This window comes from Bacillus sp. FSL W8-0920, assembly GCF_038593215.1.
GTDB classification, from domain to species: domain Bacteria; phylum Bacillota; class Bacilli; order Bacillales; family Bacillaceae; genus Bacillus; species Bacillus pumilus.
The window spans coordinates 227372-250324 of record NZ_CP151974.1 but is presented as its reverse complement, the minus strand read 5'-3'; the positions used below and the strand labels follow the sequence as shown (position 1 = coordinate 250324).

General features: G+C 40.3%; 23 protein-coding genes, 1 pseudogene and 1 riboswitch. Of the genes and pseudogenes, 9 read left to right on the top strand and 15 right to left on the bottom strand.

Annotated elements, in window-relative coordinates; all coding sequences use genetic code 11:
* Positions 1–279: 279 nt before the first annotated feature.
* From NSS78_RS01435 to NSS78_RS01425, 3 genes are all read right to left on the bottom strand, one after another.
* On the bottom strand, positions 280–1701 hold the full coding sequence (locus NSS78_RS01435; RefSeq protein WP_137055180.1) for a glycoside hydrolase family 1 protein: 1422 nt from the start codon (positions 1699–1701) through the stop codon (positions 280–282).
* Between the two features lie 19 nt (positions 1702–1720).
* On the bottom strand, positions 1721–3580 hold the full coding sequence (locus NSS78_RS01430; RefSeq protein WP_212046261.1) for a beta-glucoside-specific PTS transporter subunit IIABC: 1860 nt from the start codon (positions 3578–3580) through the stop codon (positions 1721–1723).
* A gap of 235 nt (positions 3581–3815) precedes the next feature.
* On the bottom strand, positions 3816–4652 hold the full coding sequence (locus NSS78_RS01425; RefSeq protein ID WP_251191195.1) for a PRD domain-containing protein: 837 nt from the start codon (positions 4650–4652) through the stop codon (positions 3816–3818).
* Positions 4653–4837: 185 nt separating this feature from the next.
* On the opposite strand from NSS78_RS01425, the gene NSS78_RS01420 reads away from it, so the two are divergent.
* Positions 4838–5038, top strand: coding sequence for a hypothetical protein (locus NSS78_RS01420; protein WP_088003784.1), 201 nt, complete (start codon positions 4838–4840; stop codon positions 5036–5038).
* Between the two features lie 34 nt (positions 5039–5072).
* Here NSS78_RS01420 and NSS78_RS01415 read toward each other — a convergent pair whose 3' ends face one another.
* Positions 5073–6692 (bottom strand): APC family permease, encoded by a 1620-nt coding sequence (locus NSS78_RS01415; protein ID WP_327840332.1) that lies wholly within the window; start codon positions 6690–6692, stop codon positions 5073–5075.
* Between the two features lie 343 nt (positions 6693–7035).
* A complete protein-coding gene (locus NSS78_RS01410) occupies positions 7036–8004 on the bottom strand; it encodes a rhodanese-related sulfurtransferase (RefSeq protein WP_003217237.1) in 969 nt (322 codons plus the stop codon).
* A gap of 189 nt (positions 8005–8193) precedes the next feature.
* Here NSS78_RS01410 and NSS78_RS01405 point away from each other — a divergent pair, with 189 nt between their 5' ends.
* On the top strand, positions 8194–9267 hold the full coding sequence (locus NSS78_RS01405; protein WP_212046294.1) for an iron-containing alcohol dehydrogenase family protein: 1074 nt from the start codon (positions 8194–8196) through the stop codon (positions 9265–9267).
* Between the two features lie 48 nt (positions 9268–9315).
* On the opposite strand, the gene NSS78_RS01400 is transcribed toward NSS78_RS01405, so the two are convergent.
* The 5 genes from NSS78_RS01400 to NSS78_RS01380 all read right to left on the bottom strand — a co-directional run bounded on the left by NSS78_RS01400 (position 9316) and on the right by NSS78_RS01380 (position 11929).
* Complete coding sequence (locus NSS78_RS01400; protein WP_012008778.1) at positions 9316–10143, bottom strand: aldo/keto reductase; 828 nt, start codon at positions 10141–10143, stop codon at positions 9316–9318.
* 81 nt (positions 10144–10224) lie between these two features.
* Entirely contained in the window at positions 10225–10641 is a 417-nt protein-coding gene (locus NSS78_RS01395) for a DUF5301 domain-containing protein (RefSeq protein WP_050943373.1), read from the bottom strand.
* Positions 10642–10670: 29 nt separating this feature from the next.
* A complete protein-coding gene (locus NSS78_RS01390) occupies positions 10671–11132 on the bottom strand; it encodes a DUF523 domain-containing protein (RefSeq protein WP_327840330.1) in 462 nt (153 codons plus the stop codon).
* Positions 11129–11359: a hypothetical protein gene (locus NSS78_RS01385; RefSeq protein ID WP_050943376.1), complete on the bottom strand. Its 231-nt coding sequence runs from the start codon at positions 11357–11359 to the stop codon at positions 11129–11131. Before NSS78_RS01385 ends, NSS78_RS01390 begins: the two co-directional genes overlap by 4 nt.
* Positions 11360–11470: 111 nt before the next feature.
* Positions 11471–11929 carry a MarR family transcriptional regulator gene (locus NSS78_RS01380; RefSeq protein WP_050943378.1) on the bottom strand — a complete coding sequence of 153 codons (459 nt, stop codon included), beginning with the start codon at positions 11927–11929 and terminating at the stop codon, positions 11471–11473.
* 216 nt (positions 11930–12145) lie between these two features.
* Here NSS78_RS01380 and NSS78_RS01375 point away from each other — a divergent pair, with 216 nt between their 5' ends.
* Positions 12146–12913 (top strand): GNAT family N-acetyltransferase, encoded by a 768-nt coding sequence (locus NSS78_RS01375; protein ID WP_050943380.1) that lies wholly within the window; start codon positions 12146–12148, stop codon positions 12911–12913.
* Positions 12914–13153: 240 nt separating this feature from the next.
* Here the strand turns inward: NSS78_RS01375 and NSS78_RS01370 are convergent, their stop codons facing one another.
* Positions 13154–14326, bottom strand: coding sequence for an MFS transporter (locus NSS78_RS01370; protein WP_003217034.1), 1173 nt, complete (start codon positions 14324–14326; stop codon positions 13154–13156).
* Between the two features lie 77 nt (positions 14327–14403).
* Positions 14404–14503: riboswitch (purine riboswitch) on the bottom strand.
* A gap of 396 nt (positions 14504–14899) precedes the next feature.
* On the opposite strand from NSS78_RS01370, the gene proS reads away from it, so the two are divergent.
* The 5 genes and pseudogenes from proS to NSS78_RS01345 all read left to right on the top strand — a co-directional run bounded on the left by proS (position 14900) and on the right by NSS78_RS01345 (position 18863).
* The gene (gene proS, locus NSS78_RS01365; protein ID WP_137055172.1) at positions 14900–16333 is read left to right on the top strand and encodes a proline--tRNA ligase; all 1434 of its coding nucleotides are present in this window, start codon (positions 14900–14902) and stop codon (positions 16331–16333) included.
* Between the two features lie 139 nt (positions 16334–16472).
* Positions 16473–17000 (top strand): annotated as a pseudogene (locus NSS78_RS01360) (transposase); the annotation flags it as partial.
* A 152-nt stretch (positions 17001–17152) separates the two neighbouring features.
* Positions 17153–18319 (top strand): Rap family tetratricopeptide repeat protein, encoded by a 1167-nt coding sequence (locus NSS78_RS01355; protein ID WP_212046263.1) that lies wholly within the window; start codon positions 17153–17155, stop codon positions 18317–18319.
* Positions 18306–18452 carry a hypothetical protein gene (locus NSS78_RS01350; RefSeq protein WP_170965961.1) on the top strand — a complete coding sequence of 49 codons (147 nt, stop codon included), beginning with the start codon at positions 18306–18308 and terminating at the stop codon, positions 18450–18452. The genes NSS78_RS01355 and NSS78_RS01350 overlap by 14 nt, the downstream gene beginning before the upstream one ends.
* A gap of 144 nt (positions 18453–18596) precedes the next feature.
* The gene (locus tag NSS78_RS01345; protein ID WP_144523908.1) at positions 18597–18863 is read left to right on the top strand and encodes a YesK family protein; all 267 of its coding nucleotides are present in this window, start codon (positions 18597–18599) and stop codon (positions 18861–18863) included.
* Between the two features lie 35 nt (positions 18864–18898).
* Here the strand turns inward: NSS78_RS01345 and NSS78_RS01340 are convergent, their stop codons facing one another.
* The 3 genes from NSS78_RS01340 to NSS78_RS01330 form a co-directional block, all read right to left on the bottom strand.
* Positions 18899–19147 carry a DUF2651 family protein gene (locus NSS78_RS01340; protein ID WP_232532130.1) on the bottom strand — a complete coding sequence of 83 codons (249 nt, stop codon included), beginning with the start codon at positions 19145–19147 and terminating at the stop codon, positions 18899–18901.
* 45 nt (positions 19148–19192) lie between these two features.
* A complete protein-coding gene (locus NSS78_RS01335; protein WP_212046264.1) occupies positions 19193–20311 on the bottom strand; it encodes a hypothetical protein in 1119 nt (372 codons plus the stop codon).
* A 65-nt stretch (positions 20312–20376) separates the two neighbouring features.
* Complete coding sequence (locus NSS78_RS01330; protein WP_212046265.1) at positions 20377–21198, bottom strand: septation ring formation regulator EzrA; 822 nt, start codon at positions 21196–21198, stop codon at positions 20377–20379.
* Between the two features lie 298 nt (positions 21199–21496).
* Between NSS78_RS01330 and NSS78_RS01325 the strand changes: the two genes are divergently transcribed.
* Positions 21497–22234 carry an AAA family ATPase gene (locus tag NSS78_RS01325; RefSeq protein WP_136945101.1) on the top strand — a complete coding sequence of 246 codons (738 nt, stop codon included), beginning with the start codon at positions 21497–21499 and terminating at the stop codon, positions 22232–22234.
* 82 nt (positions 22235–22316) lie between these two features.
* Here NSS78_RS01325 and NSS78_RS01320 read toward each other — a convergent pair whose 3' ends face one another.
* A complete protein-coding gene (locus NSS78_RS01320; RefSeq protein WP_034620732.1) occupies positions 22317–22607 on the bottom strand; it encodes a DUF5839 family protein in 291 nt (96 codons plus the stop codon).
* Positions 22608–22953: the final 346 nt, after the last annotated feature.

Sequence of the window (22953 nt, the reverse complement as noted above, 5' to 3'; positions counted from 1 at the left end):
CATATTTAGAAAAACCCTTTATTGAAAGTAATAGACAAGAAATATGCAAAGAAAGCTAAATCAGGTTTTTACAAAGTAGCGCAATTTTTATACAGGCAGGCCTTCCACCTGATGTAGCATTCGAAACAGCAAAATTTCTTTGGATTATAAAAGAAAGTAGTTTATTAGGCTGTTAAAATCAGGCTATCTTTTTAAAACAATTCGAACAATATAATCTTGCCAATAGAGTGAACGAAAAAAAGCCAACCACCCGCATAAGGTGATTGGCTTTTTTATTTGTTACTCCCCGATCTTCTCTCCATTTTGCTGAATTAATGTTTCATACCAGTAAGAGCTCTTTTTACGAATTCTCTTCAGGTCTTTTAGGTCAAATTCATCGCGATTCACGTAAATGAATCCGTAGCGCTTGGAGCATCCTTGGTGTGTGCTGATTAAATCGATTGCAGACCACGGGCAGTATCCGAAGACCTCGACGCCGTCTGTGATCGCCCATTTGATTTGTTCGATATGTTTTTCTAAATAATCAATTCGATAATCATCTTGAATCGATCCATCTTCTTCTAACTTGTCGAAAGCACCCAATCCGTTTTCCGTGATAATAAGAGGCAACTGATAACGGTCGTAAATCTCACGCATCGTTGATCGGAAGCCGACAGGGTCAATCTCCCAGCCAAACGCATTTTTACTTAGGAACGGGTTGTTGCCGCCTTTGTATACGCCATCTTCACCAGATTTCAAATGCTGGTCTCCGCCGCGCGCAAATTCATCCTTGCCATCTCCTTTACTCGCTTCAACCGTTTGAGATGTGTAGTAGTTAAAGGCAATGAAGTCCGGCTTCGCACTTTTCAAAATATCCATATCTCCCTCTTCAATCACAGGAAGAATGTCTTTTTCTTTCATGTACGCCCAAGCAAGGTTGTTATAACGGCCGAAGACTGCCATATCAAGATACAGCCAGTTGCGGATCGCATTGTAATTCGCCGCAGCAAGCACATCCTCAGGCTTTGGAGATGCCGGATAAATGAGCGCAATGTTTGGCGCTGGTCCAATTTTCGCTTCAGGCAACATTTGATGACAAAGCGTCATGGCTTTCGCCTGAGCGACGAGCATATGATGGTTCTGCTGATACAGTTCTTTTTTCGGATTTTCTAAATTTGGATCAAGTGTACCAAGCGCTGATCCATGTAAGATCATCATGTTTTGTTCATTAATGGTCAGCCAATAGTTTACCTTCTCGCCATACTCCTGAAATAGAACCTTTGCATACCGTTCAAACGCATCTACTGTCGCACGATTTGACCAACCGCCTTTTACTTGCAGTGCATGAGGCAGATCAAAATGATACATCGTCACGATTGGTTCAATATCATAGCGGCGCAATTCATCGATGAGAGAATGATAGAATTCAATCCCCTTTTGATTGATCTCCCCATCTCCATTTGGAATGATCCGTGTCCATGCAATAGAGAAGCGATAAGCCTTCAAACCCATTTCTGCAAACATCTTCACATCCTCTTTATAGCGGTGATAGTGATCGCTTGCGACTTTAAAATCTGTTGTTCCTTCAGGGTAACTTGCTCTCATATCAATGACAGATGGTCCTTTGCCATCCTCGTTCCACGCACCTTCTACTTGATAGGCGGATGTAGATCCGCCCCAGAAAAAGTCCTTTGGAAATGGTGCTAGTGTTGAATATCTCATAGTTTCTTCCTCCTCTTGATTAAACGAGATGTAAAAATGATTGTCCTGGTGTGATTTGTTTCTCTTCTGTTTCTATGATATCGCTAAACTCACCTGAATTGGTAATAATCACTGGTGTTGTGACGGACAGGCCGGAAGCTTGGATGGCTTCAATATCAAACTCCGCAAGCAATTCGCCCTCAGTGATGGTTTGCCCCTGTACGACCTTCGGGGTAAAATGCTGACCGCCTAATTGTACGGTATCCAGTCCAATGTGAATGAGCACTTCTGCTCCGCTTTCAGAAGTAAGACCGTACGCATGACCTGTTGGGAACACCGTTGTCACGACTCCTGATACTGGTGCAAACAGCTTGCCTTCTGATGGAATGATGGCTGCGCCCTTTCCTAGTGCACCAGATGAGAATGCCTTATCCTGTACTTTCTCCAGCTTGATTACCTCACCCTTTAAAGGACTTTTCACATGAGCTGCTTTGACCCCATGTTCGTTTTCCATTGTTGGTGCGGCAACCGGTGCTGGGGTTTCATCTTCATCTACTGGATCCTTAAATCCAATCAAATAAGTCAAGACGATGGATAGAACAAATGAGACCGAGATTCCGATGATGAACCCTGTAAACCCTTGTCCGTAGAAAATCGGAAGTGTCAGTAAACTTGGAAGCCCTGACGCAATCGCAATACTTTGTGAATAACCAATGATCGCACCGCCGACTCCAGCAGAGATAACGGCTGCAATAAATGGTTTTTTCAAACGAAGCGTGACCCCGTATACAGCTGGCTCTGTGATCCCAAACACGGCAGAAACCGCTGTCGATCCAGCCAATGATTTCAGCTTTTTATTCTTTGTTTTCAGCATAACACCGATGGAAGCACCGGCTTGTGAAAATACAGCTGGCGCAGTCGCCGGCTTGATATGATCTTTTCCGTGGACGGCAATATTATTTAAAATCACTGGCACTAGACCCCAGTGGATACCGAAGATCACAAGAACCTGCCATGCCATCGCAATTAAAGCACCTGCAAGTGTAGGACTAAAGGAGAATACTTTCAGCAAGACAGCGGCAATGCCGTTCCCTGCATACACACCAAATGGTCCGAATACAATGAGTGTCAGCGGAACAACCGTGACAAGTAAAATCAGTGGAGTAATAAAGTTTTTGACACTTTCATGAATGACTTTGTTAAAGAAACGTTCGATATATCCCATGACAAACACTGCCAAAATGATTGGAATAACCGTTGATGTATAAGACATTAAGACGACTGGAATACCGAAGAAGGTCACATCTCCGCCGCCTTTTGACAATTCTTGAATGGTTGGGTAAATGAGTGCACCAGCAATCGTCACAGCGACAAATGGATTTGCTTTAAACTTCCTCGCCGAAGTGAATGCGAGCAGTAATGGCAGGAAGTAGAACAAGCTGTCCGACGCAGCAAATAAAATTTGATACGACGTATCTTCAGGTGATAACCATTTTGCATTGATACAGATACCTAATAGACCTTTTAAAATACCAGCACCTGCCATGACACCGAGAAGTGGTGTAAAAATACCAGAGACAATGTCGACAAATTTTCCGAAAAGGCTCGTGCTCTCTCCACCTGATTTTTCAGATGAAGAAGTGGAATCCTCTAATAGATTTGTAAACTCCCCAATCTCTCGATAAACCTCTGGTACAGTATTTCCAATGACTACTTGAAATTGGCCGCCGCTTTCCATAACGGTCACAACGCCATTTAATTTTTCAATGGCTGCTTTGTCTGCTTTTGATCGGTCATTTAATGTGAAGCGAAGTCTTGTAGCGCAATGGACCAGTGAATGAACGTTTTTCTCTGTGCCAATGTGTTTGATAATGTCTTCTGCTAATTGACGATAACTCATACAAAAACCCCCTTTTTTTCAAAAAAATACGTTTTTGGGCAAAATAAAAACCTAAACGGGCACCAAAAATAGTCGCAACTTGCTATTGCGCTTTTTCAGTGAACGTTTAGGTTTTGCCTGCCGAACAGTCACAATCCTCTAAGACGATCATTGTGAAACCGTATTCTTTTATGTTTATGAGCAAATAGTACCACTCAGCTTTTCTCATGTCAACGCTTTCTTTTGAAAACTACCTTTATTTTTCTCGTTTGATCAATCGATTCAAATGAATGGATAGATACAGCATCTCCTCTGATGTGAGATCTCGGTGATAGGTTTGATAGACGTATTCTGCGATTTTCTTTGCACATTCGTATGCCTTCGGATATTTTACCTTGATCAGCTGATACAAATCCTGATCTTCGCTGACAAGCATTGTTTCGTTTATCAGACGCTGGACGAAAAAGCGTAAATGTGTGAGAAAACGATAAAAGTTGAGTGAGTCTTCATCAAATTCCATATTGAGATGATATTTCACAATGGTGAGGATGGCGTTTACTTCTTTTGTAATATTGACCGTTGTATTCATGTCCTCATTGAGCTCTGCATTAATGATATGCATGGCAATAAAGCCTGCTTCATCCTCAGGCAGTTCAATATGAAGACGCTCTTCAATCATTTCAAGACAATCCTTTGCCACAAGAAATTCATCTTTGTATAAGCGTTTAATCTCCCAAATGAGCGAATTCTCAATGAGATGATTTTTCTTCAGTCGTTCGATGGCGTAATGAATATGGTCTGCGAGCGATACATGCAGACTTTCGTTTAATCTTCGGTTCAGCTTTGTATGTGCATATTGAATCATTTCTTCGGTTACCTTGACCACATCATACGGAACCTCCAGAAGCAGCATTTTCATCCGCTCATGAACGGAATGATCCTCCAGGCGGAAAACTTTATCGATTAACGATTCGTCTACCGGATCCCCGGGCCGCCGCTGGAAGGCGATACCTCTTCCCATGACGACGATTTCTTTTCCTTGTTCATCTATCACACTAATGACATTATTGTTTAGAACTTTTTGTATCTGCAACCCCAAACACCTCCGTCTATGAACCACAATCTTCACTCAAAATATGCTCTCATCTTAACACAACTGTCAAATCACTTGGTGTTTTTATCTGACTTTTGCAATAGATTTCACCATAATTCTACCCCGTCATAGCTGGTCTGATCCTTCAATTGCCTGCATACAATACTCCAAGGAGGTGACCTTCAGTGAAGGCTTTTTTCTGGTCTGCATCATTTTTATTCATGCTTCTATTCACACTCGTCTTTCTAGGAATCGTGTTTTTGCTTAGTGGACAAGGTATGAATCTGCTTTGGAAGTATGTGCTCATCTCATTTGTCACAGCAGCCGTTTTGCGCGGTGTCACCACTTGGCTGAGGCAGCACGTGATGCATCATTTATCAAAATAAAACGGCTGCCCATAATATTCAGGCAGCCGTTCCTTTATTCTTTGGATGATGCGGCTTCTTGCGAAGAAGTACGCAGCTCATCATTGATTTTTTTCGCATCCTCTAGAAATTCTGTTTCAAATCCACTTTTGAGTGCCCACATATAAAATAGCAAGGAAACCACTGTAATAAGAGCCATATCCCAGCCATAATGAATGACGTTATAGCCGCCGAATTTGTCACTGCCCAGGCAGGAAATCGTCATCATCACAAGCAAGTACACGACCATCCAAGCACCCGCCTTGAAGTTGCGGCTGAAGCCTTTCCATTTCGCTTTTGCTTGATAGTAAAAATAGATCGGAAGACCGATGAGAATAATGAATAGCACCTGACCTGTTAACGGCCATCTCGCCCAATACAGCGTCAATGACGCAAAGACAAAGCCGAGAGGAGCAATGATGCTGAGTCCTTTTATTCGCAGCGGACGATATAAATCTGTCCCTGTCTTTCTCAGTGTCATGACAGTTACTGGGCCTGTCAGATAAGAAATAAGTGTCGCAACAGAAATGATTTCCGCAAGTACACCCCAGCCTCTAAATAAAAACAGAAAGATAAACGATACGGCTAAGTTAAAAAACATCGCTGGACGAGGCACGCCATAAATAGGGTGCAGACGACCAAGTACACTTGGCATGTATTTGTTTTTTTCCATTCCATAAATCATACGGGATGTCGTCGCCGTATACGTAATCCCTGTACCAGAAGGTGATACAAACGCATCTGCATATAAAATCAGAACCAGCCAGTTAATCCCAAGCGCAATGGCAAGGTCGGCAAATGGCGAATTAAAATTCAAATGACCCCATCCATTCACAATCATGGACGGATCGACAGCACCGATAAAGGCGATTTGTAAAAGCACATAAATCACAGTCGCAATCAAAATAGATCCAACAATAGCAATCGGAATGGATCTGCCTGGATTTTTCGCCTCACCCGCCATATTAATCGGGCTTTGGAAGCCATTGAAGGCAAACACAATTCCTGATGTCGCAACAGCTGTCAGCACACTCGCCCAGCCGTTAGGAGCAATACTTGTTCCAGAAGTAAAATTCTCACTATGAAAACCTACGAATAAGAGCGCACCAATTGTTAATCCTGGAATGACAATTTTAAACACGGTAATGAATGTATTCGCTTTTGAAAATAACCCAACGGTCCAATAATTGAGCAGAAAGTAAATCACAAGAAGCACACTGGCGACCATGAGCCCTTCTGTCGTCAACACCCCTTTTGTGACCAAATGGGTTGTCCACTTTGCCCATTCCCAAGGCCATGAGCTCATATACTGGACAGAAGCCACCGCCTCAACCGGAATGACGGAGACAATGGCGATCCAGTTTGCCCAAGCGGCAATAAACCCGATAAAAGAGCCGTGTGAATATTGCGTATATTTCACCATTCCGCCTGCCTCTGGAAACATCGATCCGAGTTCACTATAAGACAAAGCGATAAATAAAATCACGACCATCCCAATCAACCAGGATAAAATAGCAGCAGGGCCGGCAATTTGAGCGGCACGCCAAGCACCGAATAGCCAACCTGAACCAATGATTGAGCCAAGACCTACCATCATTAAAGCGAAAGTTCCCATTCTACGATGTAAATGATTCATGTTCATAACACCTTTCGATTAAATTACAAAGCATGTGCCTAAGTAAGCACCTTTCTTTCATTGCAGCTCACTTTTCATTCAATTGACAAATATTTCTTCAACTGAATCTTTACCCTTGTTCATTTTTTCGCCTGTTTTATTATCTCTCAATTCTCCATTTTCTGAAATAGTCGAACATGCTTATTTCTTAAGAAAGCGCTTTTTCAATGATTCAATCTATTAGACTGAATAACTACCTTTACCCTTATTTTGAAAAAAACTAAACAAAAAAGAAAGAGGAAATGAATCCCTCTTCCTTCTGAGCCCTATCATGAATAAAAAAAAGGATAAAGGGGGGTTCCCTCTATCCTTGTGAGATCGCTTGTTCTTGTTCAATCACAGCTAGTCTTTCTTGCACTTCTTCTTCAGACAGATTGTGCTGTTTCACATAAAGGTTACGTTCACTCGTACGACATTCATGGCTGCAGCTGCGCATATATTTATGCTCGCTTTCTTCTGTTGCAATCATTTTGCGGTTACATGCAGGATTTGCACAGTTCACATAACGCTCGCAAGGCTCACCAGTGAAGAAATCTTTTCCGACAACCACATGCTCTGTTTGATTCACGGGCACTGTTAAACGAGTATCAAACACATAGCATTGACCATCCCAAAGCTTCCCTTGAACTTCTGGATCTTTTCCATACGTGACTATTCCGCCGTCAAGCTGAGAGACATCTTCAAAGCCTTCACGCTTTAACCAGCCTGAGAATTTCTCACAGCGTACGCCGCCTGTGCAATACGTCAGGATTTTTTTCCCTTCAAGAATCTCTTTATTGTCACGAATCCACTCCGGTAATTCGCGGAATGTCTCAATATCAGGACGAACTGCCCCTCTAAAGTGGCCGACATCAAACTCGTAATCATTACGTGCATCTATCACAACGGTATCAGGTGATTGCATTTGCTCGTAAAATTCAACCGGGCTAAGATGCTTACCTGTTAATTCTAACGGGTTCACATCATCTTCAAGGCTCAGATTCACTAGTTCATTTCGATGGCGGACGTGCATTTTTTTAAACGCATGACCGTCTGCTTCGTCAATTTTGATCGGCATAGACGCAAAGCGCGGATCTTCCTTTAATGCTTGCATGTACTTGTCCGTTTGCTCAATGGTACCAGAAACAGTTCCGTTTATGCCTTCTGCTGAGATAAGGATACGGCCTAACAAACCAAGCTCCTTACAGAATGCTAGATGCTCTGCTGTAAACGTCTCTGGGTCCTCGATGGGGACATATTGATAGTAAAGTAAGACACGATATTGTTTTTCCATATATATAAACACCTCTTAAATTTAATCAAAACATACCGTTCTTTATCATACAGGAAATACATACCTAAAGGCAATGACAGCGGCTTAATTCCATAAAACGGAAGGGTCTTTCTTCTCATATTTGACAGAACTTTCTGTAAAATGAGATGATTTATCAAATATGATGTTGTAAAGGAGCAGAACGCAATGATACAGCCAGAAGATATCGTCAGAAGCGGTCCAAACCAATTTATTTCTCAAAAAGGCATTTATCATGAACTCGATTCACTTGTTTCTCCATCCTTCCGGTCACCCGCTGTCGTGACGGGATATGATTCATTTCATGCTTTTTCACAGTACACAAAGCTTCCGTCTCATTGGCCTGTTGTCCAGCACAAAGGATACAGTACACCCAATGCAATCACTCGAATTGCAGAAGAACTGAAAGAGGCAGATGTGGTGATTGGGATTGGAGGCGGCACGATTTTAGACACCGCCAAGTCAGTAGCAGAGGCTCTTCAAATTGAAGTGATCATGGTTCCAACCATCCCGGGGACATGTGCTGCATCTACACCGCTTAGCGTCATTTATGATGACAAGGGGAATTTCATGAGAGTCGATTACCATAAACGGTCCAGCTACCTCACGCTCATTGATCATACATTTTTGCTCTCTTCTCCTCTTTCCTACCTTCAAAGTGGGATTGGAGATACGCTGGCCAAATGGTATGAAGCGGAAGCCATTATTCGAAATGCAAAGGATTCCTTGCCGCTCATGGTGCATGCAGCACTAAAACAGGCGGTATACGTGAGAGATATTCTTGTTTCCCATAGCGAAGAAGCTGTCCACAGCTTGCAAACGGGTCAGCTTTCGCAAGCATTTGCAGATGTAACGGATACCATTATTACATTAGCTGGCACGGTCGGCGGCTACGGAGGACGCTACGGAAGAATGGCAGGAGCCCACGCCATCCATAACGGATTGACGTTTATTGAGGAAACGCACCATATGTTACATGGTCAAAAAGTGGCATACGGCATTCTTGTTCAGCTTGCCACAGAAAATCGAATGGGCGAAGTAGAAGAATTACTTGAGCTTTATGAAACACTCGGATTACCTAGAAATATGCGTGAGCTTGGCATCACAGCTCAGCTAGAAGAAGCCGCAAAAACAGTGGCAAGCCATGCTGCACGTATAGATGAAACTTTTTGCTTGATTGGAGACTATTCCAAAGAGCAAATGGTCGACGCCATTCAAGTCATTGAAACCGTATCAGCCTCGTAAAATCGTTCAATAAAAAGCACAGGCTTGCCACCTGTGCTTTTCTTTCGATTAAAAATCAAAGTTATCTGGATCTGGACCTGTGCGCTCATCTTCATTGAGTTGATCGATGACACCCATCTCATGTGCGGACAGCTCGAAATCGAAGACTTGTGTGTTTTCGATGATTCGGCTCTTCGTCACAGATTTTGGAATGGTGATAATGCCATGCTGCAAGTCCCAGCGAAGAATGACTTGAGCCACGGATTTGTCATGTTTTTTCGCAATATCCTGAAGAACAGGATGGTTCAGCAGCTTCCCGCTGCCTAATGGTGACCACGCTTCTACATGAATCCCTTTCTCCTTGCAGTAGTCTCGTAAAGGCTCCTGCGTCAGCTTTGGATGCAGCTCGATTTGATTGACCATTGGCACAACTTCTGCTTCTTCTAATAGATCATCTAGATGGTGCTGATGGAAGTTACACACACCGATGGCTCGAACGCGTCCATCCTTATACAGCTTCTCTAGTGCTTTCCAAGTTTCTTTATATTTGCCTTCAACTGGCCAATGAATTAAATAAAGGTCTAATACATCTAGCCCTAGCTTGTTCATACTTGTTTCAAAGGCTTCAAGTGTTGATTCATAGCCTTGATCACGATTCCACACCTTTGTCGTAATAAACAGATCATCGCGAGAGATGCCTGATTGCTGAATGGCTTTGCCTACCCCTTCTTCATTTTGATAGGCTGCTGCTGTATCGATGCTGCGGTAGCCCGCTTCAAGAGCGTCTGTGACTGCATTTACAGCCTCATCCCCATCTTTTACTTGCCATACACCGAAGCCTAGCTTCGGCATTTTTACTCCGTTTGCTAATGTGACTGTATCTGTTAATCCACTCATCAAACAAACCTCCGCTTCATTTTTGCTTACCAAGCACTATACCCGAATTTTCTATTGATCATGCATGAATTTTCGCTTGTGTTATTTGATATATTGTCCTATATCGACTTGATTGGCGTCAACGATTTGGTATTCGCTTGTTTGATCTTTCTTTTTAGAAAAATCATATGTCTCTAAAAAGCTTTGGTCATAAAAAGTCAGACCATAAGTTTCCTGTTCATTCTCGTACACTCTGATCCAATAAGATTCTTTTGAAGCTTTTTTGGCTTCGTTCATTTTCTTTAATTTCACATCTGAAAGTTCCTTCAACAGCTTTTGAATGTCTTCTTTTTTCTTCAAAACAGCACGTTCATTATCATGCTCAATTTGTATGGATGTCACTTTGTTTCGATCAATCGAGACCACATCATCAAAAGAGTATGTTTTAGCATGGATCATAAAATAAATACCCATTCCGATTAAAATAACGACAACTACACCAATGATCCACTTTTTCAACCTAACTCCTCCTTCTAATCACGCCACGCCTATTGAAACACCGAAGTCCAATCATCCTCCTCAGAGAACACTTGAATCCCGTGTTGTTTTAGCAAGGCGGACGTCACACCATCTCCAGCTTTTGTCTTGCCGTTAAACTCTCCCAAGTAAATCAGCTGGCTCCCGCAAGAAGGACTGTACTCTTTTAGCACAACCGCTGTTGCTTTCAGAGACTGAACCTGTTCCAGTGTCGCTTTTGCACCTTTTACATACATCTCTGTGACGTCAGTTCCATGAACATCGACAACAGAAGCTTGCCCTCGTAATACATTATGTCCATCTCCGCCAATGATTTCTGCCGGAGGTCTTGGCGTAGAAAAGCCGCCAAGCAGTTCAGGACAAACTGTCACAGCCTTTCCTTCCTGCACAAGCTCTTCGATTCGCTGATCTAATCGATGGCTACCATTATACCGGACCTTCAACCCAGCAAGACAAGCGCTGACCACTATCATGAATGTTCCTCACTATTTTTGCTGACTTTAAAATAAATACATAATGGCAAAAAATATATCGTGTTCACCAAAAAGGGCAGAGCACAATACAAAGCAGCAGCCCAAATCGACCCTTCAACTCCTGTGATACCAAAAAAATAAACAAATAATAGCAAGCTGACAAACAATCCCACGAACGGCATGATGAATACGTACTTTTTAAAATTTTCCATCATTTCTTTCCCCAAAGAAGCTCCCTCCCTTTTAACATGATCACGAATAACGTCAATATATGTTAATTTTACCATATAAAAAACCGAAATCATCTCATTTTCTACGATGGTTTCGGTTTTTTTAATCTATATTTTTTCTTTCCATGCCTTCAAAAAGCGCTCAATGACTTGTAATTCATCTTCATGAAACTGCTGGAGAAATTCTAAGTAGGACGCGACAGCTTTCTCATGTAATTCATCATGCAGTGCCGCCAATTGCGTGCCTTTCTCTGTCAATGAATAGTAGACAGATTTTTTATCCCCTTGCCGGTGGCAATAGCCCACCATGCCTTTATCAATTAGTTTTTTCACAGCCTTTGTAATAGCGGGCTTTGATAGTTTCAGTTGTTGAGAAAGAAATGTATTATTTGATTCGTTTGGATTGGCTTGAATCATCGATAAAATGTGAAGCTGTGTGAGTGTCCAATCTTGCTTGAGTGTATCAGTCGTGGTAATCAGTGGATCTGTTGGATCATTCCTTCTCTTTTCTCTATGAATAATCAGATCTTGAATCGCTTTTAATACAATCTGCTCTTTAGTCTCCATCTGAACCTCCACTCTTAACTGGTTAATAAAATGGTACTAATAATTAAGATAGGAGTCAAAAGAAATGTCAGTGTGATAAAAATAATAGGCCATCAGACCTGAAAATGGTATATGTACTTTTCTACTAGATGATCTATGATGTCACAGCTCCTCTTTCTTTTATTTGCTATAATTCATAGGGGATGACATCCAATTTTTGATGAAAAAGGTGAGCTAATGAAAACCGAACAACACATCGCCATTCGCCAATTAGAAGAAAAGATCCACCTGTTTTCTTCAGCTGTGGACGGAACCTTCCTCGCAACGGACGATTTCGTACTATCCAATACTCACATATCGACAGACACATTCAATTTGCTATTACCGACATCAGCGCAAATTAAAGATCCGCAAAAAGTGAAAGCAACCATCGAATACTTGCAGTCACAGAAACTATTATTTAGCACATGGGTGGATCACCGCTTGCTTCATCCTGATTGGACTGATTTACTAAAGGAATATCAGCTTGAAGAGGTTGAACGCAATACCATCATGATGCTTGAACAGACAGAAGGCATTGACCCAGCTACATCTTCACCACTTACAATCAAAGAAGTACTTGATGACCAGACACTGCTTGATTACAAAAATATCTTTATCGAGCTATTCAAAGAGTCACCGGAGGCTATCGCCTTAGAGGACTATTTCCAGCGTTTTTCGCTTGAAGCTATACAATCACGCGCTCGCATGTTCGTCGGATATGCAGACCACAAACCGGTCACAACAGGCTTATTACTCGAAGCAACCGATAGCTACGGTATTTATGATGTCATCACAAAGGCAGATCACCGCGGAAAGGGACTTGGCAGTGACATGTTTCATTACCTTCTGACCCAGACAGACAACAAACAGAAGCGCGTCCTGTTACAAGCATCGGCGGACGGCAAAAATATTTACCAACGTGCCGGCTTCCAACCAATCGGAGAAATGGTTGTTTTTGAATAGAGTAAAATAGAACATAAAAAAAAGCTGCCTATCATAGGCAGCTACAGATTGTTGACAAAGGGCTAAAATGATTTTTATTTTAGCCCTTTGTCTTCTTTTCAGCGTGATAGAAAACCTTTGAAGTCTAGGAAGGACGAGTACTGGCGCGGAGCGAATTTGACATTCGTGAGCACCAGCACGCAGGACTGACAACGAATGCGAGGGTTTGTCTACACGCTGAAGCTGCCTATCATTAGGCAGCTATTCAGCACGATGCTGACGATCCATATAAAGTGGTGGTCTCTTCAACGAAATCACCGCACAGCTAAAGGCAATCAGTACAAACACTGCACCGAACTTCGCCAGATCAACAGATGAACCGGTCATCGTAAATAGGACACCGCCAACCGCTGATCCAATTGAGATACCAATTTGCAAGGCCGATGTATTTAAGCTTTGCTGAATATCAGACGTCACAGGATCTGTTTGAATCAAATAGCTCTGCAAGGCAGGCGTTAATGCCCAGCTAAGAGCTCCCCATAGGACAACCATGATCATAAAGAGGACAAACACACCCGCTGTATAAGGAATGATAAACAACACAACCGCAAACGCAATTGTCACCAGCAAAATGGCTTTCCCTGAACCCAGCTTGTCACTAAGCCAACCGCCTAACCCATTCCCGCCAATAGATGCAAGCCCGAAGACCAAATAACAAATACTAATCCAGAACGGGGTCATATGCAGAACTTCCATTAAAAACGGAGTGAAATAAGAATAAAGCATATAATGACCTGCAAGCATAAACAAACTGATCAAGTGTGCACTAAAAATTTTCGGATGCCCTAAAGCACGAATTTGCTCTCTAAGAGGTGTCACTTTTTCAACAGGCATTTTCTCTAATAGGAAATAAATTAGCACCATCGATATCGCTGATAAAATACTGATTCCTAAAAACATCACTCTCCAGCCAAAGCTCTCTGTAATAAAAATACCGATCGGTACACCGAGAACAAGTGAAGAACTAATCCCAATAAAAATCAGACCTAATGCCTTCGCACGATGCGCTGGCTCCACCAACTTAGCAGTGATCGTCAATGACAACACCACCACTAGCGCTGTACTCATTGCGATCAATACCCTAGAGATCATGACAAGAGCAAAGGTCGAACTAAAATATGTGAATACATTCCCTATTGTAAACACCAATAACGCGATTAAATAAAGACGCTTTCGTTCAATTTTAGCTGTGGCAGTCAGCAGCACAGGTGCTGAAATGGCATACACAATGGCAAATACGGTGATAAGCTGCCCAGCTGTCGCAAGAGATACATTCAAATCCTCTGCAAGGCTTGGCAAAATGCCCCCGACCACAAGCTCAACTAATCCAACCGCAAAAGTAGAAACGGCTAATAAATATACTCTCCAGTTCATGTCTAACATCCCTTCTCTATATCATCGCTTTCACTTTTGATACAGGGTGAAGACAAACAAAAAAACCCTGATTACAAAAAAGGAAAGCACGCTTTTGTAATCAGGATTTATCGGATCCTGGTAGAAACCCTCAAACCATATTATTGAGGTTATACAAGTCTATTTTTTTCTTCAAATATAGTAGCATATGCTTACATAACTGGCAAGCTATAAAAATAGGAAATGACTGCAAATTCACGATCAAACAAAGCACTCAGAACAGCTTGAAAAGAAACCCCAGTACAACTTGCTTTCTCCTGCATTTACAGGTAAACTGATGAAAAATCAACGAACATTGATCAACGTAGATCTGGAATAGTAGCTTGAATTGACCTTTAACAGAGAGGGAACGGTGCTGAGAAGTTCCTACTGACATCTTCAAGTGAACCTGCCGATTTAGTTCTGTTTCATACAGCGGTTCATACCGTTATCATGATCGAGTGTAAAGCTGTGCTTTAAATTAGGGTGGTACCACCAGGAATGGTCCCTAACTTAAAGCACAGCTTTTTTGTTTTTTAAAAGGAGGAATATGCAATGTCAAAGAAACAATTTGTTGAAAAAATCACAAGCATGGAAGACGACTTTGCCCAGTGGTATACAGATGTTGTCACAAAGGCACGCCTCGTCGATTATTCAAGCGTCAGAGGCAGTATGATCATTCAGCCATACGGCTTTAAAATTTGGGAGAATATTCGGGACGAACTGGACCGCCAAATCAAAGAAACAGGGCATGAGAATGTGTATATGCCGCTCTTTATCCCAGAAAGTCTGCTGCAGCAGGAAAAAGACCATATCGAAGGCTTCGCTCCTGAAGTGGCGTGGGTCACACATGGCGGTGAATCCGAATTACAGGAAAGGCTCTGCGTCAGACCGACCTCTGAAGTACTGTTCGCTGAGCATTACAAAAACATCATTCATTCCTACCGTGATTTACCGAAGCTTTATAACCAATGGGCGAATGTCGTCCGCTGGGAAAAGACCACACGTCCATTCCTTAGAACGCTTGAATTCCTATGGCAGGAAGGACACACATGTCATGAGACGGAGCAAGAAGCGATTGAGGAGACAGAAAGAATGCTTCACATTTACGCTTCTCTTTGCGAAGAGCTCCTTGCCATTCCTGTCATTAAAGGGAGAAAAACAGAGAAGGAAAAATTCGCTGGTGCCCGCTTCACCTATACAGTTGAAAGCCTGATGCATGATGGAAAAGCGCTGCAAACGGCCACTTCTCACTTCTTCGGAAACGGATTTGCCAAAGCATTTGGCATTGAATTCTTAAACCGCGAAGGAAAGCTAGAGCATGTCCAGCAAACCTCTTGGGGCTTCACCACAAGAATCATCGGTGCCATGATCATGGTGCACGGCGATGACAGAGGACTCGTCCTTCCGCCAAACATTGCGCCAACCCAAGTGCGGATCGTGCCAATCGCCTCTCATAAAGAAGGTGTACTCGATCATGCCTACGAGTTGAAAGAACGACTCACCCGCATCGCACGTGCTGACATTGATGCAAGCGATAAACAGCCAGGCTGGAAATTCAACGAATGTGAAATGCAGGGCATTCCTCTACGTGTCGAAGTGGGACCAAAGGACATCGAAAAAGGACAGGTGATGCTCGCAAGACGAGACACTGGTGAAAAGCAAGCTGTCACATTAGATGCACTTGAACAAACCATCACATCCACGCTTGAAGATATTCAACGGACGATGTACGAAAAAGCGAAAGAACGATTACATGAAAAAACATCAAAAGCTCACACCATCGAAGACATTGAGCACATTCTTTCAGAAGAAAACCGATTGATTAAAGCCATGTGGTGCGGTGACGAAGCCTGTGAGAACGACATTAAAGAAAGAACAGGGGCGACCTCACGCTGTATCCCATTTGAACAGGAATCTGTCTCTGATACATGTGTCTGCTGCGGAAAGCCAGCATCTGATATGGTTTTCTGGGCAAAAGCTTATTGAGAATAGAAACGAAAGAGAAGCATCCCTCACGATGCTCAGGCTGTCGAGAAAATCTCGACAGCTTTATTTTTTCCCTTAAAGTTTCCATTCCCCCGTTTTATAATAGAGAAAAGCATACTAAAGGAAGGTGTTTTTTCTCATGTTCCACACTAGAAATTCTTCTCAGCACGAAGCCGAATTTGTATTGCTAGATCAACTGGTCGAAGAGGATCACCTGCTTCGTAAAATTGATCAGTACATTGATTTTTCATTTATCGTAGATAAAGTAAAACCGTATTATAGCGAGAATAAAGGTCGTCCTTCTCTTGATCCACTTATTTTGTTCAAAATGATGTTTATCGGATACCTGTACGGTATCCGTTCTGAAAGACAACTTGAAAAAGAAATTTACTATAACATGGCGTATAGATGGTTTTTAGGTTTAAACATCAATGACCCCGTTCCACATCACTCGACCATTAGTTGGAATCGTCGTACTCGATTTAAAGATACAACGATTTTTCAAGATATTTTTGACGAGATTGTGCTTCAAGCCATCAATCACGATATGATTGGAGGGCGCGTCCTTTTTACTGATTCAACCCATCTTAAAGCGAATGCAAATAAACATAAATATACAAGAAAAACGATCGAACAAGATACTCAGAACTATATGAAAGAATTAGATGTTGAATCACTCATTTTCCTCTTAAAGTAGGCTTGATTTTGCGGTATACCGAAAATTTACATATAGAGCGCATATGTTCGATTTTAGAATAGTTAGACATGTTAAAATATTGTATATAAATGGTTTTATAGGAATTTGAAGGGGGAATATATATGGGTGCTTCTATCACTTATGACGAAGTGGCGATCAAACTGAATGAATGGTATTCAACCATCAAAAAAGATCAAATAACTGATGCAGAATTTTTAAAAGCAGATGTTCAACGACTCTTTGACAGTATGGAAGAAAATCAAACCGTATTATTATATTTTAGTCTGCTGGATTTTCGACATGACTTAATGCTAAGTTACCTCAAACCTAAGTTATCTAGCCGAGAATTAGATGAATATATGGTTCAGATCAATGAGCAGAAACATAAGATTGATCAATCACTTCATGAAGACAAAGATCAAATTGAAAAGATGTTAGATTTTTATTTTTGGTTTTTTAAAGGAATGCACGAATTTAGGAAAAAGCAATTTGACGAGGCGATCAGTTCTTATAAATCTGCTGAAAAAGTTCTCCTGGATATTGAAGACCCTACTGAAAAGGCTGAATTTTACTACAAATTATCAGAAGTGTACTACCACATAGATCAGTATCAAATTTCTGTCATGTATGCACATAAAGCATTGAGTCTATTTACAGAGCAACCATTAATGCAAGAAAAAATAGCCTGGTGTTATTCAGTCATCGCTGGAAATTATCTGTCTAAACTACAATACGCTGATGCACTTACTTACTTTGAAAAATCCCATTCTTTTGCACAGCAGACGAAAAACGAATACCTTATATCCTCTACGATCTTTAACTTAGGCAAGTGTTATTTCCACTTAGAAAAATATACAGATGCCCTGTCCCACTTTGATACTTCTTGTGAACTTTTTGAAAAGAATGAAACATCACATGTTCCAAAAGCCTATTTTAACAAGCTATACACCCTCTTGAAATTAGGACAGGTTGTTCCAGCAGCCGAAACATATGAGAAAGGAGTCTCGGCAGCCCAACAACTGAATGACAAAATTTATGAAGAAGAAATGAAATTTTTATATTGCCTTTATTTTCAATCTAAGACACCAAATGCGATCACAGAGTTAAAACGTTGTCTTGACAATATACAAAGCAAAAATCTTTACGAAGATGTGTACCAACTAGCTTTTGAAGCTGCGCAATACTATAATAAAAGTAGGCAGTTGGAAATTGCTGTCGTTTTTTATGAAAGAGCACTTGAAGCAAAGTCGTTAATTCAAGGAGGGGAATTGTTAAATGTTGAAGAGTAGAATTTTTGTTCCCATCATGCTTGTAACTGTAGCATTAGCGTTACCAATTTTTCATTCTGCTGCTGTCTCACATGAAGTGGCTGACAAAGTGATTACATCGAGTGTAGGGAAAGAAGCTGGAAATACAATATAAGATCAAAGAAACGGTTCTGTGACATCCATTGTCATAGAACCGTTTTTTTAACTAACTGCTTTTGTAAACAACTTAAATCAGTGGTACGATACTGAAAAACATATAATTATTCATTAGGGTTCTTCTTTCAAGGGGGCAAGACAAATGTCTTTCTGGCTACTCACAACCATCCTTACAGTTATTATACTAGGTGTTTCTTTAATCTTTAAAAAAAAGAAGTCATCTTTCCAGTATGGATTTCCATCAGTTTTAATGCTGGTAAGTATCATCTTATTGCTCATAAGCTTTTTTGTGGGAGGATGGGAAGGTTTAGGGTTAGGAGCGATCAGCGTTTCTTTGCTGATTGCGTCAGTTATCGCTTTAATTATTACAAGCATTTTGAGTTATTTTAGTGGTATGAAACAAAAATAAAGCTCATGTTCGGGAACACAAGCTTTGACTGGTTATTATGCTCTTTTATAGCGATAATACATATATCGAATGATTTTTGTGATGACAGTGGTACACATGCATAAAAAGGTCATAGCCACTACCCAATACATATTCGACAGGTCGAATCCAGTATAGGCAAATATGAAGATGGTTGAAGTTATAAATGTGATAATTAGCACCACATGAATCTTCTTAAAGATTAAATACCCAATAATCCCCCAAACTAAATACAACAACGGCAATGTGAATAACACAAGACCCATGGGTTGAAGATAATGTAAGTTAATTTACTCCACTCTCCTCTACAGTTATCTTATAACTTCCATGCTGGTCATTTCCCAGTCTCTATCAGATTTTAGGGATATCTCCTTAGAGTCTTTGCTTTCAATATTATATTCAATAATTCTGCCAATAACTCCATCCTTATCTCTATCAAACATTCTTACCAATGCATAAATCTTGCCGTCTAAAATCTTGACCTCTTCTAAACGTTCGTCATCTGATTTAAAATTAAGTGGAATTTTTTCAGAAGATATCTCTTTGAGCTCTCTGTTGAAAGTCTTGACTTCTCCTTCATAGGAGACTATCGTGACTCTATCATTGTCTATATTTGTCTTGTAGATAGTGAATCTATCATCCATGACAATCTTTCTTTTCGTATCGAGAGTTTTCTTGTCGAGTACAACCAACATAGAATTTTTCTTACTATCAACATTATCGTTTACAGCAACCAACAATTCCTTATCGCTCAATGACTTCAAAGAATCATTGTTGTCAGGGAAGAAAACTGAGTCCATGTCTATCTCTTTTCGTTTTTCTTTATGATTTTTGGGGTCTATCGAGGAGGCTATAACGCTATCATTATTATTATTAATAATGGCATAAATTCTCCCATCTTCAAATACTGCCGAGGTCAACGACCCTTCAAGTTCAACCTGCTTCTTATTGTTGTCATCTTCATTCCAGTATACTAATTCTCCTACTAAGCCATCCTCTGTAAAGCCAACGTTAATGTCGTGTAGAACATACCCATTAGAGTAGTTAATAAAGAATGCACCCTCGTCTTCTGTAGATTTTGAAAGTGATTTTGTTTGTATATGTTTTACCTTTCCATTATTCTTATCTATCGATACATGATAATTAGACCTATTAGATGAGAAGTACATATTATTATCACTCTGAGTAGACGAAGTGAATCCCACGCAGTCTTTTAATGACACGCTTGATAGCTTACTCCCTGTATCGTTATAGTTTACTATCTCGCATCCCCTATCCATCGTCTTTGAATGAATTACAGCAAATTTACTATCTTTCATATTGCTCAGCTCTCCCTTAGAAGAGTCTCCCACAGCCTCTTCTTTCTTTGAACATGCTGTACATATTAATGCTATGGCACAAGCTGATAAAAAAAACTTAAAGTATTTCATTCAATCATCTCCTTTTAATCTTAAACAAGCAAAGCAATCGAGGGAATTCCCCGACTGCTTTCAACTTACTTTTTTTTATGATAAAAAATCTTCGTGTTGTTAGAGTTTACTAATTCCATTGGGGACACGACTAAATCGTTTTTATAATGGTCAATATCGTGACCTTGATTTTTCCAAGCTCTCCAAGCTAATTGAGAGCAATAGAATTTTTTTGTAGTTTTCTTGTCAAGCCAGTTCAAATTGTATGGCTTCTTTTGATTAGCTTGTTTTTCTGCATACTTAGCTGCATTTACATATTTGGTATTATTAGACTTCTTCACCCACAGCCCATATACCTTTTTTCTATTTCCCCAAGTATTATTATAGAATCTAACTCCATGCTGTTTAATAGGACTCCAAGCTTTGTGCCAAGATTCTACGGTATTTGTCTTAGTTCTCGACACAACAGCCGCATGTCCAAAGCCAATCGCCGAACTACCTGAGTCCAAGTCGTAGCTAACCAACACATCTCCTTTAGTTCCTAATGCCTTGGACTTTTTTGCATTGACGTTCATCTTATCTTTCTCTTCATTGTACTTAGGTAGATACTCGTCGATCACTCCATCTTTGATGTATTGATCGATATCTTTCTGCGACTCTTCGAATATAGCTTCTGCTTTTGCTTCCGTAGATACAGAGTCATACTCCTTTTTGCTCATCTCATAAAGCTCATTAATCTGTTCAGAGGTCATTCCCTCTGCTTTCATTTCTTCTATTTCTTGCTTGGCTCTTTCATTGTTCATAGAAGGGTATACCTCTTTCGCTTGCGCATTTCCCTCCAATCCAAACCCAGTGAATAATACAGATGCTGACAACAAGGATGTGACAATAACGTTTCGTTTTTTCATATTATTACCTCCAATTCCTTTTTTAGCGTGGTCCACATTTACCATAATAATGGTTAATATGGATCATGTAAACATTACTAGAATTTTAAGGATATTTTAATATCTGATCAATTGACATGTTAAATTTGAGTGAATTTTTACATTAAAAAAGAGACTACTCGTAATAGTCTCCCTTTGAACATAAAGGACGCTTTTTCTTGTCTTGATACCGAAATGTATGAGAAATTAAACATATATCCATTAATCACTGTGATTTCATTGACGATTACATAATTTGAAAAGTAAGAGGTGAATAATTATAACTTTACAAAAAATAACTTTTCTTAAAGATAAAGTGGCGTCCTATAATGAATATCCTTTTTGTGTTCCGGTAATAAAAAATTTAGATGAAATCAAAATCACAAACAATGTAACATTTTTTGTTGGTGAAAACGGATCAGGAAAGTCAACTTTACTAGAGTCTATTGCAGATAGTTGTGGTTTTAATATAAATGGTGGTGGCAGAAATAATTTGTATACTAATAATATAGATGAGACTACACTAGGTTCCTATTTGCGTTTATCTTGGCAACCTAAATTAACAAACGGTTTCTTTTTAAGAGCTGAATCTTTCTATAACTTCGCTGCATATTTAGATACTTTAAATCAAGAAAGCGGTGAAGATGTTTATGCTCCTTACGGAGGTACACCACTGCATAAGCAGTCTCATGGAGAATCCTTTTTATCTTTGTTTAATAATCGTTTTAACGGAAAAAGTGCTCTTTATTTACTTGATGAACCAGAATCTCCACTTTCTCCAGCAAGGCAGTTAGGATTATTGAAGATTATTCATGACCTTTCTACAAAGAGTAACTCTCAATTTATAATAGCTACCCACTCTCCAATTTTGTTAGGATATCCGGAAGCAACCATTTTAAATTTTGATGGAAAGAAAATAGAGGAAATACGCTATGAAATGACTGAGCATTATCAAATTACCAAATATTTTTTAGAAAACCGTACAGCTATGTTAGACCATTTGTTAAATGAAGATTGAATTTTTCAATTATTGCTTTAATTATTACCAGCCTTTTAAGAAATAAACCCCATTCTTAAAATGAGAATGGGGTTTATTTCTATTATACTCGCACTGATGTTGCAGGCTGTTCATCCCTTTTATCTACTCGATCCAGCATCTTGATGACTCGCTTGTAATAGCGCCCCGTTTCCTCTAGCTCTTCCCTTGAAACGTCAATTACTAGGACAGGTTTCTTTTTGTCTTGAGATTCAACCAAGACAATGTCACCTTGTTGTATCTGTCCTCTTAGTCTTTTGGGAATATGCCACTTGAAAGGCCTTGGTTTAACCTTCAATTCACCGTTCCTTCTCCAACAATGGAACGCTGTAATTGTATTTTTTTCATTGGTCATGTACACACACTCCCTCTGCGCTTTTACACTAAGGATAATAGAAATTCACACGCGAAACAAACAAGAATTACGCAAGTAGTTATAAATTTCAATTAATGTTACTATGTTGCAAATGTTAGTCGACATTAAATGATTGCCCAATTGGCTTTAGGAGGGATTTGTTATTTGTGGGCATTGAGATTCTCATTGTGATCTGTATTTCAAGTTCCACGATCGAAAAGAGATTACAAAACATTGAGAAACATAACGACATCATCATAGAACTTTTAAAAGCAAATGAGCAATAGAAAATATTCAAAATAAAAAAGCAGGCTAGCTCTCCCTGCTTCTTTTTCGTTCCTCATTT